This window comes from Bradyrhizobium sp. LA6.8 (assembly GCF_040547935.1).
GTDB classification, from domain to species: domain Bacteria; phylum Pseudomonadota; class Alphaproteobacteria; order Rhizobiales; family Xanthobacteraceae; genus Bradyrhizobium; species Bradyrhizobium barranii.
Genome location: NZ_JBEPQQ010000002.1, coordinates 277,595 through 292,319 on the forward strand (window position 1 = coordinate 277,595; position 14,725 = coordinate 292,319).

Genomic DNA, 14,725 nt, shown 5'->3' on the forward strand with positions numbered 1-14,725 from the left:
GACGGCCTCATCGTTAGCAGAAGCAACCGCGGCGGACCATGGGCCGGCCGGATGAGAATGCCGCAGCGCAGGCGGCGCGATGCCGCTTGGTAGATTAGTCGTGGCGCGAGCCAAGAGGTTCGTTGTCTCTTACCCTCCCCTGGAGGGGGAGGGTCGGCTCATGTTGAGCGAAGCGAGACATGAGACGGGGTGGGGTGACGGTCTCTCCGCGTCGAACAGCATCCGTGTGGAGAGATCACCCCACCCCGCTCGCGCTGCGCGCGATCGACCCTCCCCCTCTAGGGGAGGGTAAGTTCACGGCAAACTCAAAAACTCCACCCAGTTCGGCTTCTTGCCGGTGGGATAGGATTTCAGCTTGGCGAGCGCGCCGCTGCTCTGGTCGATCGCATAGACCGTCATGCTGTCGGAGAGCTCGCCGACCGCGGCGAGGTAACGTCCCGACGGATCGATGTGGAAGCCGCGCGGCTGCTTCTCCGTCGGCACGCTGCCGATCGTGGTCAGCTTGCCGCTTGTTGCGTCGACCTTGTAGCCGGCGAGCGTATTGGTGGTGCGCTCGGAGGCGTAGAGGAAGCGGCCGTCCGGGGTGATGTGGATGTCGGCGGCCCAGGGCTTGCCAGTAAAGCCTTCGGGCAGTGACGTGGTGCGCTGGATCTCGTCCCATGCGCCGCTCTTGGCCTCATAGCTGAACGCCGCGACGTCGCCGTTCAGTTCATGGATGAGATAGACGAACTTGCCGTTGGGATGAAACACGAAGTGCCGCGGTCCCGATTTCTCTGGCACCTTGGTCACCGGCGGATCGCTTGGCGCCAGCGTGCCCGCCACTGGATCGAACGCGAAGGTCAGCACCTGATCCGAACCGAGATTGGTCGCGAACACGAAGCGGTTGTCGGGCGAGGGCAGGAAGGCGTGCGCATTCAGCCCGGTCGGAATCACCTGCTTCGGCTCGCCGGCGACGCCGTTGGCGAGCAGCGGATTGAGCGCGACCTTGTTGCCGCCATAGGAGGCGCTGAACAGGAATTTGCCAGTGCTGTCGACGGCAATGTTCGCCATGCTGTCGGCAAGCGGACCATTGCCGAGAGGGCTGAGCTGGCCCGTCTTGGGATCGATCGCAAAGCTCACCGCGAGGAATGGCTGCGAGCGCACGCCGGCAATCAGCACGCGGTGGTCGGGCGTGATCGCGAGTGGTGTCGAGGAGCCGGGCTTGTCGACGCCGGTGAAGGCGGCGGTCTGCACCGGTGTCATCTCGCCGCTCTCGGCCAGCTTGAACACGCTGATGTCGTTGCTGTCGGCGTTGCCGACATAGGCGAAGGTCTCGGCCATGCCGGGGCGGACTCCTGAAACGAGGGTGAGGAAGGCGAGGGTGGTGGCGATCGCAGCGCGTGGCGCGATGCGGCGTGTCGGTCTCGGCATGGGGCTCCTCCTTACAGCGTTACGGCCTTGTCGTTTTGTCCGGAGGATAGCGGGAGCCGTGCCGCCGTACCAAGTTCCGGTTGAAGATCGATCGATGCCGAAATTGTATCGGTCGCGCGGGTGGCTACCGCACTGCGGCCGTCTGGCTGCGGGAGGGCAGATGCGGGCCGGACGCAGTGTTGGGTGCCCCGAGCAGGCCCCACACGGCCACCGCCAGCAGCGCGCAGGTCAAAATGGTCCAGGCGACCAATCGTTTCCGCATCAAGCCAAGTCCATCCGTTGTTTGAAACCCCGGGGCCCGCACATGATCGTGCACTGCAAACGGCGACGATCCTATGAACTCGTTCACAGGCACAACATGGCATCGGCATTGCGAACCAATGCCGCGGGAGTGCATTGACCCATATGCCGCGTGAAAATGACCTCGAAGGCAAGCCCGACATGGGCGGCAAGCATGGCGGCCAGAAAGGCCAGCCCAAGCCGCCGCCGCGCCCGCGCGAGGGTCCGCACGATGAGGACGTCGTGGCAAAGCGCCACACCGGCCAAACCGATCGCACGCTGCCGCCGACCAAACAAAAATAGCGCTGTATTTCGCGCCGGGAACATCAGCCTCGCCTTGCCGTTATGCTGATCCCGCAAGCGGACGAGGTCGAACCGGAGGCTGGCACGTGTTTTGGATCTATTGGAACACCGCTTGGTCGCTCATCATCAGCGGCATCATGTTCACCACCATCGTCACCCATCCCGACGCCGAGTTCGCCGAGATCCGGGCGGCAAAGCAGGCGAAGTGAGCCCGCGCGCCTGAGGCCCGATCTCCGGGGCTATGAACCGTTCGCGGGTAGCGATGGCTGCTCCGTCGGCGGCGTTGAAGACGGCTTTCGCGCCGCTCTGCTCGAGCGCTTCTTGACCGCGGGTGCCGGCAACGCCGCTTGAAGGGCTGCGTCAGCCGCTTGCTTGGCTTCGCGCGCCTCTCGAAGCCGCGCCATGTTCTTGCGAACCTCGACGGACTGCCGTTCGACGTCTGCCAGTGCAAGCGCTCCCTCTTCGGCGGCGAGGCGCCTGCGATTGGAGCGCGCGATGCTTTCGGGTGACAGCTCGGCGGATTTCCTGGCGCTCATGCTTCACTCCGTTGTGCAACCGGCAAAACCCGCTCAATCCGGGGATCGAACGGGCTGGCGCGCGACAATCGCGCGAGCACTTTGAACTCCGTCGATGTCTTTGGAAAAGGTGCCCGCAGGCGCATTCAACAAGGCACAGCGGCTGATCGAACGCCCTCGATATATGTTCCGTTCAATTTTCTGCAAGGACGGCAAGGCCGATTTGGTTCAGCCAGGCAGCTCCGGCGCCTCGATCGAGAGGCTTCACGCGATCCGGTCGACGTGCAGCCAGGGCTTTATCGATTGACAGGGCTGCACGAGAGTGGTCACGTGCCAGCGCGAAGTTGCATCGCTGTGACAAGCGCATCGACTTGTCCGAAGCTGGCGACGAATGTCGCAGCGCTATCCTCAAAATTCGCAATGAAGCTCCTGCGCAATTGGCTGCCATGCAGGGCGTGTCGCATTTGCAGCCCCAAGCGAGGAGGAGGATCGATTGCAGGTACTCGTCAGAGACAACAATATCGAGCAGGCACTCCGTGTTCTCAAGAAGAAGATGCAACGCGAGGGCGTCTTCCGGGAAATGAAACAGCGGCGTTCCTACGAAAAGCCCTCGGAGAGAAAGACTCGCGAGAAATCCGAGGCCGTTCGACGCGCCCGCAAGCTCGCGCGAAAGCAGGCAATCCGCGAAGGATTGCTGCCCGCGCCGCCGAAGAAGAAGCCTTTTGAGCGCAAGCCGCCCCTGCCGGATGTCAAGGCCCGGGTACCTATAGCCTGAAGTCGATGCCTCGCAGCACGATGCCGGGCGGCGTACCTTCGAACTCCGTCGCGCGATATTTGCTCGCCGCGCGTGCTTCGATGCGATCCCGCAGGCGCGTGAACTGGGCTTCACGTTGCTCGGGCCTGACCTGCGGGCTAGGCTCGAGGTAGTCCATCGCCGAGGTCGAGATTGCGCAAGGAATCTCCCTGGCGCCGTCATGCATCGAGAACCGGACGATCATCCGATCGTATTCGTGGCCGATAAAGCGGCCGCTGGTCAATGTCATGGCTTACTCCGTCACCTGATTGCTGCTTGGCACGATGCCCCTCAAATCATCGCCGCCGATTCCCGGCTGGCCGGAACGTGGCGCACGTCGAGAACGCAGGCGGCCGTCGTTTGCCTCAGTCATCCCCCGACAGCCGGACGAAATCGTCCAACAGCGCCGCCACGAGCGCGCGGTGGCGTGTGTCCTCGGCGGGCAAGCTCGCAGCATAGAGGTTGAGCAGATGGCGCGCCTTCACCGCCGCTTCCGGCCAGGACGTGGCGGGCACCGTCATCATGCGGTTCTCGAGATCGGCCTCGCGCTCGCGCAGCTCCCTGACATTGGCCTCGACCTCGGCCAGCGCGCGGCGCAGGTCGGTCGCCTTCTGCGCGGCCATGCCGCGGTGCTTGTCGAGATCGACGGTGCGGTCAGTCATTCGCCACGCTCGCGTCTGCGGCCTGCGCGTTCGCAAGATCAACCGAGCCGATCGACAGCATCTCCATGGCGCCGCGGGGGCCTTCGGCGGGCACGGTGATCATCGTGGCAACGCGCCGATAGGCCGCGAAGGTCAGGCCCTCGATCGCCTCCTCGTCAGTGACGACCTCATAGGCGCCGGCTGGCAACATGCGCTCGACGCCGCGGATGCGGAACGGATGCCTGAAGGTGACGGTTTCACGCCGCGAGCGGATGGTCATGCACGCCTGCCTTTCGCAAGTGAAGCCCCAACCGGTGCCGGCTGTCACGACCATGCGCGCTTGCCGCGGCAATAGCCAGTACTATCGCCGCCGCGCCGGCAAGCGACGATGTCACAGCAGCCATTGTTTCCGCAGCATTTTAACCCTCGCTATTGGCTCGGTGCGGGCGTAGGCTCGCCGCCATCACCGCACGGCTTCGACCGGTGACTGAGGGTCACGCGTGCTTCCGCCGAAGGCTTCGCAGGAGCGTTCGATGGCGCGAGTTCGCATCGTGGCTCGGATCGTGCCGCCGGTGATCGTTCCGGTGTTTCTTCTGCTTCTCGTCTGCGCAGGCGCCATCCTCGATGGCTAGGGCAACAATTGTGCCGTATCTGGTCAGTGGAACCAACGAATACGGCAGTTCCAATCTCGGTCGCGGCAATGCGACGGTCGCGCTGCGCCTCGCGCGAAAACTGCTGCGCGAAGGCTACATGGATGTCAGGGTCTGCACCCCTCGTGGACGGCTGCTGCAATCGGATGAGCTCGACGAGCTCGAACCAATGGAGAGCGACATGGCAAAGGGCCAGCAACGCAGTAATCGCGAAACCAAGAAACCGAAGAAGGAAAAATCCAAGGTGATCGCCGCGGCGCCGAGCCGCAAGGAAGCCGCCTGGCAACCGGATTTCGGACCGGCGAAGAAGAAGTAGCGAGGCGCCGGCGAGGGACGGCGTGACTGGCCGCGCTAAGCCGCCACCGCCTGCGCCGACAACAGCTGCCTCAGCTTCGCTGCCGGCACGGCGGGGCTGAACAGCCAGCCCTGCATCTGGCTGCATCCGAGCTGCCGCAGCACCTCGCGCTGGGCTTCGGTCTCGACGCCTTCGGCCGTCGTCGCCATGTGGCGGGCGGCGGCCATGTGCACCACCGCCTGCACGATCGGAGAGGAATCCTCGGACTGGCCGATGTCGCTGATGAAGCTGCGGTCGATCTTGATCTTGTCGAACGGGAAGCGGTGCAGATAGCTCAGCGACGAATAGCCGGTGCCGAAATCGTCGAGCGCGATGCGTACGCCGAGCTCGCGCAGCTGCTGGAGAATCGTCAGCGCCTCCTCGTCGTCGCGGATGAGCACGGTCTCGGTGACCTCGAGCTCGAGCCGTCCGGGCGCAAGTCCTGACTCCGCGAGCGCGGCTGCAACCTTGAGCGCCAGCGTCCTGGCGCGGAACTGCACCGGCGAGACGTTGACCGCGATGTGGATGTCGCCGGGCCAGCTCGCGGCCTCGGTGCAGGCCTGCTTCAGCACCCATTCGCCGATCTCGCCGATCAGCCCGGTCTCTTCAGCGACCGGAATGAAATCGGCGGGCGAGATCATGCCGCGCTCGGGATGGCGCCAGCGCAGCAGCGCCTCGCAGCCGTTGACCACATTGGCCGCGAGATCGACCAGCGGCTGGTAATGCACCTCGAACTCGCCGCGGGCGAGGGCCTGGCGCAGGTCGAGCTCGAGCTGGCGGCGCAGCCGCGCCTTGGCGTCGTATTCGGGCACGAAGAGGCGGAAGGTGCGGCGGCCCTCGGACTTCGCGGCATACATCGCGAGATCGGCGCGCTTGAGCAGGTCGTCGAGATTGTCGCCGTGATCCGGCGCGATCGCGATGCCGATGCTGGCATCGGTCGGGATCTCCTGGCCCTTACAGTCCACGGGCGTACGCAACGCTTTCAGGATGTTTTCCGCCAGCGCCGTCAGCTCGGCCCGGTCGCTGGTGCCGGCCTTGACGATGGCGAATTCGTCACCGCCGAGGCGCGCAACGAGGTCGTTGCCGCTGACGCAGGCGCGCAGGCGGTTGGCGACCTGGCGGAGCAGCTCGTCGCCGACCTCGTGGCCGAGCGAATCGTTGACGCCCTTGAACTCGTCGACGTCGATGTAGAGGATCGCGAACGGCTGGCCCTGGGCAAGCTCTGCGATGCGGCGCTCCAGATGGCCGCGCATCAGCACGCGGTTGGGCAGGTCGGTCAGCGCGTCGTAATGCGCCATATGCGCGATGCGCTCGTCGGCGCGGATGCGTTCGGTGACGTCGTCGTGGGTCGCGAGCCAACCGCCGGCGGCACCGGGCTGGTTCTTGATCTCGATCAGGCGGCCGTCCGCGGTCTCGACGACGGCGCTCTGGGTTCGCCCGGTATTGCTCAGAATGTCGTCGCAATAGGACGCGACGTCACCGTGGAACGATCCGGTGTCATGGCGATGCTGGATCACGTCGCGGAAATAGGCGCCGGGCTTCACCACGTCGGCCGACAATCCGTACATCTCGATATAGCGCCGGTTGCAGACGATCAGCCGCTCGTCCTGGTCGAACATCAACAGGCCTTGCGTCATGGTGTTCATCGCGGTGTCGAGCTGCTGCTTCTCCGCGGCGAGCCTGCGCGTCATCTGGCGGAAGATCAGGAACAGCGTGAGCACGAGCAGGCCGATCGACAGCACGGCGACGGCGACGAAGAATTTTGTCTGCGTCCGCCAAGTCGCCAGCGTCGCGTCCAGCGATTTGGTCGCGACCACGACCAGCGGCTCGCCGGTCAGGAGGCGCGCGGCGACGATGCGGTCCTTGCCGTCGATCGGGCTGGCGAGCTGCGTCGTGACGAAGGTGCGCTCGAACCGCCATCTGCTCGCGCGTGCCGTTGCGAAAATTCTGTCCGATCATCGCGTCGACATGCGGAACGCGCGCGAGCAGCTGGCCATTCTGGTGGTGCATCGCGATCGAGGATTCCTCGCCGAGCCCGGCCGAGGCGAAGAAGGATTCGAGCTGCTCCGGCGAAATGGCCCGCGACACCATGCCGAGGAATTCGCCGTGGGGACCGGAGACACGCCGCGCGAACACGATCGCAGCTCCGTTGCCGAGCCGGCCGGGCACGACCTCGATCTCTTCCTGCGAGGCCGGATCGTTCCTGAGGCGATTGAAGTAGCCGCGGTCGGCGACCGAAATATCGGCGACCGGCCAGCGCCGCGACGAGTTGATCAGCACGCCGTTGGAATCGAACACGTTGGCGCCGGCGACGTCGGACCAGCCGCTGGCCTTTGCGCGCAGCACCTCGTGCATGGCCAGCGTGGCCATCTCGCTGCGGAAGAGATCGGCGGATGCGATGCCGTGACTTTCGAGCTCGGCGATGACGCTCTTCTGGAGCACCGCAAAGTCGGTGAATTCGCGGTCGAAATGCCGGGCGAGCATGCGCACGGAGTTTTCCAGGCTGTCGCGGCCGCTCTCGATTGCATTTTGCCGGAAACGATCGACGGTGAGCGCGGTGCCGATGGCCATCGCGACCATCAGCACGAAGCCGCCGGCGATCAGCCACGTCAGCGGCGCGCCCTGCCAACGGCGGAGCAACGCGCGCATGCGCGTGGTCCATCGGATTGATGTGCCCATCCAGCCCTCCCGTGGGATGCAAGATGCAGCAAAACCGACAAGAGCCCGTTACCAGTAAGGGTTAGGAAAACATGAATCGGAACGGAATCAGAGGGTTGGTTTCCCTCGATCGGCGAGAGTTCCGCAGGCTGGATTTACGGTGACGCGATTCCGGTGGATCACCGGCGGATTTCCCACCTCAAGGCTTCCGCATTCTTCTTGGCGAACGTCTCGGGCACGTCAAACTTTCCGGTCTCGAGATCATAGCGGCAATGCCAGCCGCCCAGTCCCTTCATGGCGACGTTCTTGGGATGATTGTCATATTCGCCGGACAGCGAGATCACGAGGTAGCGGTTGTTGGGCCAGTCCATGCCGAGCGAGCGATAGGCCTCTTCCGTACCCTCCATGAGATTGGCCGAGATGTGGAAGTCGAGCTTGGCGAACCTCTTCGTCTCCGGCCGGCCGTAGAAATAGGCCCAGGCAAGATCGCTGAGCGGCTTCTTGGTCGCGCTCGCGAAGGCGCCCTTCTCGACATGGTAGAGATAGAGGTCCTGCTCGCCCGAGCCGGTCTTCTGCATCCGCACCAGCCATTGCGAGTCGCTGGTGAAGCGGAAGCCGGCCCCGTAGCCCTGCTCGGGCTTCAGCTCCGTCATCTGCTCGCCGCGGCGAGCCCAGGCCTGCCATTTGACGTCCCAATCCCCGCCGTCCTTCATGTACTGCTCGATCCTGGTGGCGCCATCGGGCGAGGTGAAGGCGAGGCCGGCATTGTTGGTGAGGATGTAGTCCGGCGGCGGGCCGGATGCGGCGAGCGCCGGAGAGGCGGCCAGTGTCAGGACAAGCGCCAGCCATGGTGCGGGACGGCAAAATGCGGTCACGGAAAAAAATCCTCAAGAAATGACCGCGATGCGGCCTCGGTGATTTGACGCCGTCGGTGCCCCGCCGGTTCATGCCGGGCGTGCCGGAACGAAAGGTGCATCATCCCAATGATCGACTTGCTGACGCAGCCAAATCGGCGCAATTTGCCGGCCTCGGTTGATTTGCGACCCAAGGGTTCATTGTCTGATGATCACCGCTTCCAAGGCCTTCATTGCATTCTGCCTGCTCGCGGTGGGCGGCACCCTGCTGGTGATCGGTCCCACCGAGCTGCGCCGCCTGCTGCCGGGCGGCGCGCCGACCGAGATCGCCGTCGCCGCCAAGCCGGAGGCAAAGCCCGAGGCCAAAGCGGAGCCAGAGCCGAAGCTGGACGAGCCAAAGCTCGCCGCCGCGCCATCGGCGCCCCCGGCCTCCGCGCCGAAGGTCGATGCGCTGGCCGAGACGCAGAAGCAGGCCACGGCGCTGGCCGATCTCGTGCCGGCCAAGCCGCCGGCGGCCACGACCGATGCCGGCCCGCGGTTCGACGTCGCGCGCGTCGACGATCACGGCGAGGCGGCGGTGATCGCGGGGCGGGCCGCGCCGGGTGCACAGGTCGAGCTGCTGCGCGACGGCAAGCCGCTCGATACGGTTGTCGCCGATGCCTCGGGCCAGTTCGTGATGACCCCGCCGCAGCTTCCCGCCGGCTCCTATGAGCTGACCCTGCGGGCGAAAGCGCCTGACGGTACCGTGACGCAGTCGGGCCGCAGCATGCCGGTGACCATCGCCGAAGCCGCGCCGCCGCCCGCGCGCCCGGCACCGGCCGCGAAGCAGGAGCTGAAGCAGGCCGAGAAGTCCGACGACAAGTCTGATGTCGTGGCATCCCTGCCGTCGGCATCGGCGCGCCAGGCATCGGCGCATGACAGGCCCACGGTTCAGCCGAGATTTATCGGTGCACCGAAACCCAGGGTGATGGCGCGAGCGCCCGCGGCCACGACCGTTGCATCGGCGTCGCCGGCGGACGCCATCAGCGGCGCACCGGCCGAAGCAGGCGGCAACCGGGTCATCTCCCGCGGCGACAGCCTGTGGGCGCTCAGCAAGCTCGCTTACGGTGACGGCGCCCGCTACGCGGTGATCTACAACGCCAACCGGGGCAAGATCCACAACCCCAACCTGATCTATCCCGGCCAGACTTTTGTGGTGCCGCGGAAGGCGGAGTGAGACCGCATCGGCAACGCCGGTGCGCGTTGCGACGCTTTGCCCTCCGTCTCTCCGGAACATTCGGTTCCCCAGCGCGTCATTGTGATGCGACCCAGTGCGCGCTTGGCGCTGGGAGGAGGCCGAGGTGGTCAGGTCCGCTTTCATGTCCGGACGCATGGGACTGGCGCTGGCGGGCGCTGCTCTCATGATTGCGGCAGTGCTGCTTCCGAATAAAGCCGAGGCACAGTTCGGATTGCGCGGCGGCCCGCTCGGTGTCGCGCGCTTTGCCGTCGGCCACGTGATCGGCATGTCGCGCCTGCGCCATTCGCGCATGGCGGTACGGGGCGGCCGATATCGCTCCGCCGCGTTGAGGTCGCAGGATCCTCGCGGCGCCGAGCGCGGTCAACCGGCCAACCCCTACATCCTGCGCGCGGCACTCACGGCGCAAGCTGCGCTGTCGGGCTGGCATGGCGGCCGCCGCCCGCAGGGCTGGTGGCGCCACCCTGATGGCAGCTATGGCTGGGCCGGCCCGGTGTTCTGGCCGTTCGCGCATGACGACCTCACCACCGCAATCATCCTGGGCGATACGACCAGCCTCTCGCTCTATGGCTATGGCGACATCTATGCCGCGATCTTCGCGCCCTATGCGGCCACGGAGTTCGCCGCCTACACGGCACCGCAAGGCAGGCGCGCGCGAAAGGCCCCTTCGGTCGAGACCGTTTGCGATGCCAGCGACACCGGCGGCTTGCCGGTCGACCGCATCGCCGCTCTGGTGCAGCCGAACGAATTGCAGCGGGCAGCGCTCGATGAGCTCGCGACCGCCTGGGTCGCTGCGCGCGACACCATCCGCACGGCCTGCCCGACGCAGGCCCCCGCGAACGCACCGGATCGCCTCGGCTTGATGCAGACGCGCCTCGCGGCCATGATCAAGGCGACCGACGCAATCGCGCCGCCGCTGGCAAAATTCGTCGATCTCCTCGATGCCGGCCAGAAGGCAAAGCTCGACGCGCTGGCCAATGAGCGCCGTGCCGCGCTTGCGGCCGGCCAGCGCAAGGACGCGCAGGCGCCAGCCGCCTGCGAGGCCGGCTACGATCCCCGCTATGATGTGCAGGCGCAGCGGCAGTACGAGCAGCTCGTGCAGCAGCAATGGCCCGCCGCCGACATCGCGTCCACGCTGAGGCTTGACGACATCGCTCGCGCCCGGTTTGAGGTGCTCCGGGACACCACGCTGCGCACCATGGAGACGCTGAGTGCCTGCCCGTCCAAGACCGAGCTCAAGGCCGAGCCCACGCCGCAGGCCCGCCTCGCCGCCGTGAAGGCGCGGCTGGAGACGATGCTGCAGGCGGTGAAGGGCGTCGGCGACGCGCTCGACGATTTCGAGGCAGACTTGAGCGACGAACAGAAGGCCGGCTTCGAGGCGATCGGGCCGAAGCGCGGGGCGTGATCAGCCGCACGCCCAGTCGAACTTCATGTCCTTGAAGTCGAGCTGCGCGTTGCCGCCGCCGAAATTGTAGCCGCCGAAATATTCCTCGAACTCGATGTAGAACGGGCTCATCTCCGGCACCGCCTGGCACGGCCGCATGGTGCCACCGAGATGGTTGTGCGCGTGGTCCTTGCCCCAATCGTGCAGGCGGAAATTGTCACGGCTCGGCACGCCGCCGACATAGTAATAGTAGGGCTGATAACCGGTCGGCGGGTTCTGGCGCGTGTGCTCGTCCTGCGGGCCCTTGCCGGCATTCGGATCGGTCGCGCGCGGCACAAGCGCAATCGCGCGGGTCTCGCTGAGATCGGCGCGCGGCTGCGCGGCAAACATCTTTTTTGCATAAGGCGCGGCGGCCTCGAAGAAGGCACTGGCGCCGCCGACGTCGAGCCAGCGTGGCCGATCCGCTGTCGCAAGCGGAAGCGGTGCCGGCGGCGCCGCGAATGCGCCCTCATATTCGGCTTTGGTCAGCAGCAGCGCGGCATATTCGTAGTCGAGAATATCGGTCATGCGCGAAAGCCGCGGATGCGCCGGTCGCGCCGCCACGGCCTCGCGAATCTCGGGATCATCGGGCGCCCCGCCGTCATTGTGGTCGGGCGCCGTGGCGAAGAACGAGATCGCAACGATGTCCTCGCCATGCACGCGATAATCGTCCGGCAGCTTCAAGGTGAAGCCGTGCATTAGCGGAAAGCCGGTGACGGGATCGAGCGGCCATTGCTCGCTGCTGATGCCCGGCGGCAGGCCAAAGACCCAACCGTGATCGCGCGCACGATCAGCGGGACGGTCCAGCATCTGCAAATCATACGCGCGCGAAGGCAAGGCAAACGCCACGATCGTCTCCCATCCGAAATCGAGCCTCGACGCCGAGGCGATGGTTAGTCGCAGTGAGGAGGGATGTGGTTCGTGGGCGCGGTGTGGGAGATGATACCATCCTGCCGGTGTTTTGCCCGACGTGTCAAACCGCTCCGGCACCCGCGTAAGTCATTGATCCGACAGCCCCCGTCTACTGTGCATGGGGTTGTTTTCGCGTTTTTGTTGTTGGCTACCCTCGCCGGCGCGCCGCCGCGGCATCCACCACGTTCTCCACTTCTTCGCGCCAGGACAAAATCTCCATCGCCAGCACCGGGTGATTGAACCCCTTGAGCACGAGGTCGTCGAGCGCGCGGGCTTCGACCCAGGGCTCGACGATGCCGTAGACGCGGCGGCTGACCACGATCTGGTTGGCCTTGGCTTCGTCGCAGAGACGCGAGGCGAGGTTGGTGACGCTGCCGATCGCGGCGTATTCCAGCCGCTGCTCGAAGCCGACCTGGCCGAGCGTGGCATAGCCGAGCGCGATGCCGATGCCGAAGCCGAGCGTGTGCCCGCGGTTGCGCCACTTTTCGGTCAGCGGGCCGATCGTGTCGCGCATCTCCACCGCCATCTGCACCGCGCGCCGCGTGTGGTCCTCGAACTGGATCGGCGCGTTGAACAGGATCATCACGCCGTCGCCGGCATATTTGTCGAGCGTGCCCTCGTATTTGAAGATCAGCTTGCCGAGCGCTGCGTGATATTCGCGCAGCACGTTCATCGCCTCTTCCGGCTCGGTCGCCTCGGTGAAGGCGGTGAAGCCGCGCAAATCGCAGAACAGCACGGTGACCTCGCGGCGATGGCTGTCGAGAAGCGAGTCATGACCATCCGACGAAGCGATGAGCTGGGCGACCTGCGGCGCGAGAAAGCGTTCGAGCCGCTTGATGCGGCTGATCTCGCCGAGCTGCTTCTCGACGCGCTCTTCCAGTGAGCGGTTCCAGTTGCGAAGCTGCTCGGTCTGCTCCTGGAGCTTGGCCGCCTGCTGCTGCACGGTGTTATGTGCCGCGGCGAGCTCGCGGCCCTTGTGATCGACCTCGGTGAACAGCCGCGCGTTGCGCATCGCCAGCACGGCCTGGTTGGCAAAGGTGCGCATCAGGCCGGTGAGGCTTCCGGCGAACTCGCCGCCGGCCCGGCGCAGCACCACCAGCGAGCCGAGCGTGCCCTGCTGGTCCACCAGCGGCACCACCAGCACCGAGTGGAAGCCGGCATCGATCGCGACGTCGCGCAGCGGCTGCTCGGAGGCCCGGTCGAGATCGGCAATCGCGATCGGTTCGCCGCTCTCGGCGGCATCGCTCAGGATGTTCGCACCTTGCTGGATCGTGACATGCGCGCCCTCGGCCGATTTGTCGATGCCGTTGGATTCGATCAGGTTGAAGCGGCGCGTCTCGGCATCGAAGCCGTAGATCAGCACCGCATCGGCATGGGTGATCTCGATCGCGCGCGCCGCGATGGTCGGCAGCACGGCGTTGAGATCGAGCGAGGAGGCGACCGCACGGCCGACCTCTTCCAGCGCCTTGAGCTCGTTGATCGACTGCGCGAGATCGCGGGTGCGCTCCTCGACCTTGGTCTCCAGGTCCGAATAGGTTTCCTGGAGCTGGCCGGCCATGCGGTTGAACTGGCCGGCGAGGTCTTCCAGCTCGTCGGAGGTATGGACGTCGATGCGGTGGCTGAAATCGCCTTCGCCGAGCTTGTGCGCGCCGTCGCGCAGCGCCGTGATCGGGATGATCATGCGGCGGGCGAGCAGCGTGCCGGCGAGGATCGCGACCATCAGGCCCATGCCGATCAACAGCGCGATGCGCACGAGCTGGTCGCGGATCGGCATCAACGCCTGCGTCGTCGGCTGCTCGAACATCACGTTCCAGCCAAGCTTCGGCACGGTGCTGGCGGCGCTCATCACCGCATGGCCGTTGAAGTCGGTGCCCGAGGTGTCGGGCTCGCGGCCGGGCGCAATCGCCGCCGCCACCTGCGGCAGCTTCGACAGGTCCTTGCCGACATCGGGCCCTTTCGACGACGTCGCCAGCACGCGGCCGCGCGGATCGACCACATAGGCGAACGCGGCCTTGCCGACCTGGGCGTCGGACAGGAAGTCGGAGAGGAAGCTGAGGTCGATTTCGGCCACGGTGACGCCGGCATTGAAGCCGGAATGCGCCACCGAGATCGACATCATCGGCGTCCGGTCGGAGAACCAGGCCGGCGCGTAGCTGACGCCGCGGGCAACCGTGTCGGTGAAGCGCATGTCGCGGGAGAGGTCGGCATTGCCGCCGGTCGTGGTCGACTGGCGCGAGACGCGCAGCACCTCGCGTCCCTCGCCGTTGAGTTGGAACAGCTGATTGACGACCGAGACCTGGTGCAGGAGCGATGCGTAGTCGGCGCGGCGCTTCTCGAGCGTGTCCTGGCTTGCCCGCGTCACCCAGCTGATCTGGCGCTCGAGCTCGGAGATCGACTGCTCGATCCGCCGGGCGGCTCCTTGCGCCTTGTCGTCGAGCCCGTCGGTCAGCTGGGTCTTGGTGGCGCGATAGGAGATCCAGGTCTCCATCGCGCCGTTGACGGCGAGGACAAACACGACGAGGCCGACGAGGGAGACGACGTATTTGGCGAACAGGCCCTCGCGCAGAAACCGTGTCTTGTCTTTCGCTCCCGCCATCCAGATCCTCTCGCGCCGTCATCGACGCCGGCGCTACGGGCCGTACCGGTCCAGGCGCCCTTCTACCACAATTCGGGCCAGGAGACGGTCCTGCGACCGGTCGACCGGCCAGCGTGGTTACCC

General features: G+C 65.8%; 16 protein-coding genes and 1 pseudogene. 7 read left to right on the plus strand and 10 right to left on the minus strand.

Annotated features, from left to right (window positions below):
* Window positions 1-294: 294 nt before the first annotated feature.
* Both ABIA90_RS08420 and ABIA90_RS08425 read right to left on the minus strand, forming a co-directional pair.
* On the minus strand, window positions 295-1,410 hold the full coding sequence (locus ABIA90_RS08420) for a lactonase family protein (protein ID WP_354118523.1): 1,116 nt from the start codon (window positions 1,408-1,410) through the stop codon (window positions 295-297).
* 124 nt (window positions 1,411-1,534) lie between these two features.
* The gene (locus tag ABIA90_RS08425) at window positions 1,535-1,672 is read right to left on the minus strand and encodes a hypothetical protein (RefSeq protein ID WP_175627410.1); all 138 of its coding nucleotides are present in this window, start codon (window positions 1,670-1,672) and stop codon (window positions 1,535-1,537) included.
* A gap of 143 nt (window positions 1,673-1,815) precedes the next feature.
* Here ABIA90_RS08425 and ABIA90_RS08430 point away from each other — a divergent pair, with 143 nt between their 5' ends.
* Window positions 1,816-1,992: a hypothetical protein gene (locus ABIA90_RS08430; RefSeq protein WP_354118524.1), complete on the plus strand. Its 177-nt coding sequence runs from the start codon at window positions 1,816-1,818 to the stop codon at window positions 1,990-1,992.
* An 86-nt stretch (window positions 1,993-2,078) separates the two neighbouring features.
* Entirely contained in the window at window positions 2,079-2,201 is a 123-nt protein-coding gene (locus ABIA90_RS08435) for a hypothetical protein (RefSeq protein ID WP_256376446.1), read from the plus strand.
* 30 nt (window positions 2,202-2,231) lie between these two features.
* Here the strand turns inward: ABIA90_RS08435 and ABIA90_RS08440 are convergent, their stop codons facing one another.
* Window positions 2,232-2,528 (minus strand): transcriptional regulator, encoded by a 297-nt coding sequence (locus ABIA90_RS08440; protein ID WP_354118525.1) that lies wholly within the window; start codon window positions 2,526-2,528, stop codon window positions 2,232-2,234.
* Window positions 2,529-2,622: 94 nt separating this feature from the next.
* Here ABIA90_RS08440 and ABIA90_RS08445 point away from each other — a divergent pair, with 94 nt between their 5' ends.
* Window positions 2,623-2,814, plus strand: coding sequence for a hypothetical protein (locus tag ABIA90_RS08445; RefSeq protein WP_354113729.1), 192 nt, complete (start codon window positions 2,623-2,625; stop codon window positions 2,812-2,814).
* A gap of 186 nt (window positions 2,815-3,000) precedes the next feature.
* Window positions 3,001-3,282 carry a 30S ribosomal protein S21 gene (gene rpsU / locus ABIA90_RS08450; protein ID WP_063980487.1) on the plus strand — a complete coding sequence of 94 codons (282 nt, stop codon included), beginning with the start codon at window positions 3,001-3,003 and terminating at the stop codon, window positions 3,280-3,282.
* On the opposite strand, the gene ABIA90_RS08455 is transcribed toward rpsU, so the two are convergent.
* The 3 genes from ABIA90_RS08455 to ABIA90_RS08465 all read right to left on the minus strand — a co-directional run bounded on the left by ABIA90_RS08455 (window position 3,272) and on the right by ABIA90_RS08465 (window position 4,221).
* Window positions 3,272-3,550, minus strand: coding sequence for a DUF1488 family protein (locus tag ABIA90_RS08455; protein ID WP_028149308.1), 279 nt, complete (start codon window positions 3,548-3,550; stop codon window positions 3,272-3,274). The genes rpsU and ABIA90_RS08455 overlap by 11 nt on opposite strands.
* Window positions 3,551-3,665: 115 nt before the next feature.
* Entirely contained in the window at window positions 3,666-3,962 is a 297-nt protein-coding gene (locus ABIA90_RS08460; protein WP_028149307.1) for a hypothetical protein, read from the minus strand.
* Window positions 3,955-4,221, minus strand: a complete 267-nt coding sequence (locus tag ABIA90_RS08465) for a hypothetical protein (RefSeq protein ID WP_166346517.1) — start codon at window positions 4,219-4,221, stop codon at window positions 3,955-3,957. Before ABIA90_RS08465 ends, ABIA90_RS08460 begins: the two co-directional genes overlap by 8 nt.
* A gap of 344 nt (window positions 4,222-4,565) precedes the next feature.
* On the opposite strand from ABIA90_RS08465, the gene ABIA90_RS08470 reads away from it, so the two are divergent.
* Window positions 4,566-4,907 carry a hypothetical protein gene (locus tag ABIA90_RS08470; protein WP_354118526.1) on the plus strand — a complete coding sequence of 114 codons (342 nt, stop codon included), beginning with the start codon at window positions 4,566-4,568 and terminating at the stop codon, window positions 4,905-4,907.
* 35 nt (window positions 4,908-4,942) lie between these two features.
* On the opposite strand, the pseudogene ABIA90_RS08475 reads toward ABIA90_RS08470, so the two are convergent.
* Both ABIA90_RS08475 and ABIA90_RS08480 read right to left on the minus strand, forming a co-directional pair.
* Window positions 4,943-7,604, minus strand: a pseudogene (locus ABIA90_RS08475) (bifunctional diguanylate cyclase/phosphodiesterase).
* Between the two features lie 158 nt (window positions 7,605-7,762).
* Window positions 7,763-8,458: a hypothetical protein gene (locus ABIA90_RS08480; RefSeq protein WP_354118527.1), complete on the minus strand. Its 696-nt coding sequence runs from the start codon at window positions 8,456-8,458 to the stop codon at window positions 7,763-7,765.
* Window positions 8,459-8,645: 187 nt separating this feature from the next.
* On the opposite strand from ABIA90_RS08480, the gene ABIA90_RS08485 reads away from it, so the two are divergent.
* Both ABIA90_RS08485 and ABIA90_RS08490 read left to right on the plus strand, forming a co-directional pair.
* Window positions 8,646-9,653 carry a LysM peptidoglycan-binding domain-containing protein gene (locus tag ABIA90_RS08485; protein ID WP_354118528.1) on the plus strand — a complete coding sequence of 336 codons (1,008 nt, stop codon included), beginning with the start codon at window positions 8,646-8,648 and terminating at the stop codon, window positions 9,651-9,653.
* A gap of 142 nt (window positions 9,654-9,795) precedes the next feature.
* A complete protein-coding gene (locus tag ABIA90_RS08490) occupies window positions 9,796-11,076 on the plus strand; it encodes a Spy/CpxP family protein refolding chaperone (protein ID WP_354118868.1) in 1,281 nt (426 codons plus the stop codon).
* On the opposite strand, the gene ABIA90_RS08495 is transcribed toward ABIA90_RS08490, so the two are convergent.
* A complete protein-coding gene (locus ABIA90_RS08495; RefSeq protein WP_354118529.1) occupies window positions 11,077-11,943 on the minus strand; it encodes a hypothetical protein in 867 nt (288 codons plus the stop codon). It abuts the gene before it with no gap.
* Window positions 11,944-12,154: 211 nt separating this feature from the next.
* Window positions 12,155-14,602, minus strand: a complete 2,448-nt coding sequence (locus tag ABIA90_RS08500; protein WP_354118530.1) for an adenylate/guanylate cyclase domain-containing protein — start codon at window positions 14,600-14,602, stop codon at window positions 12,155-12,157.
* Window positions 14,603-14,725 lie beyond the last annotated feature (123 nt).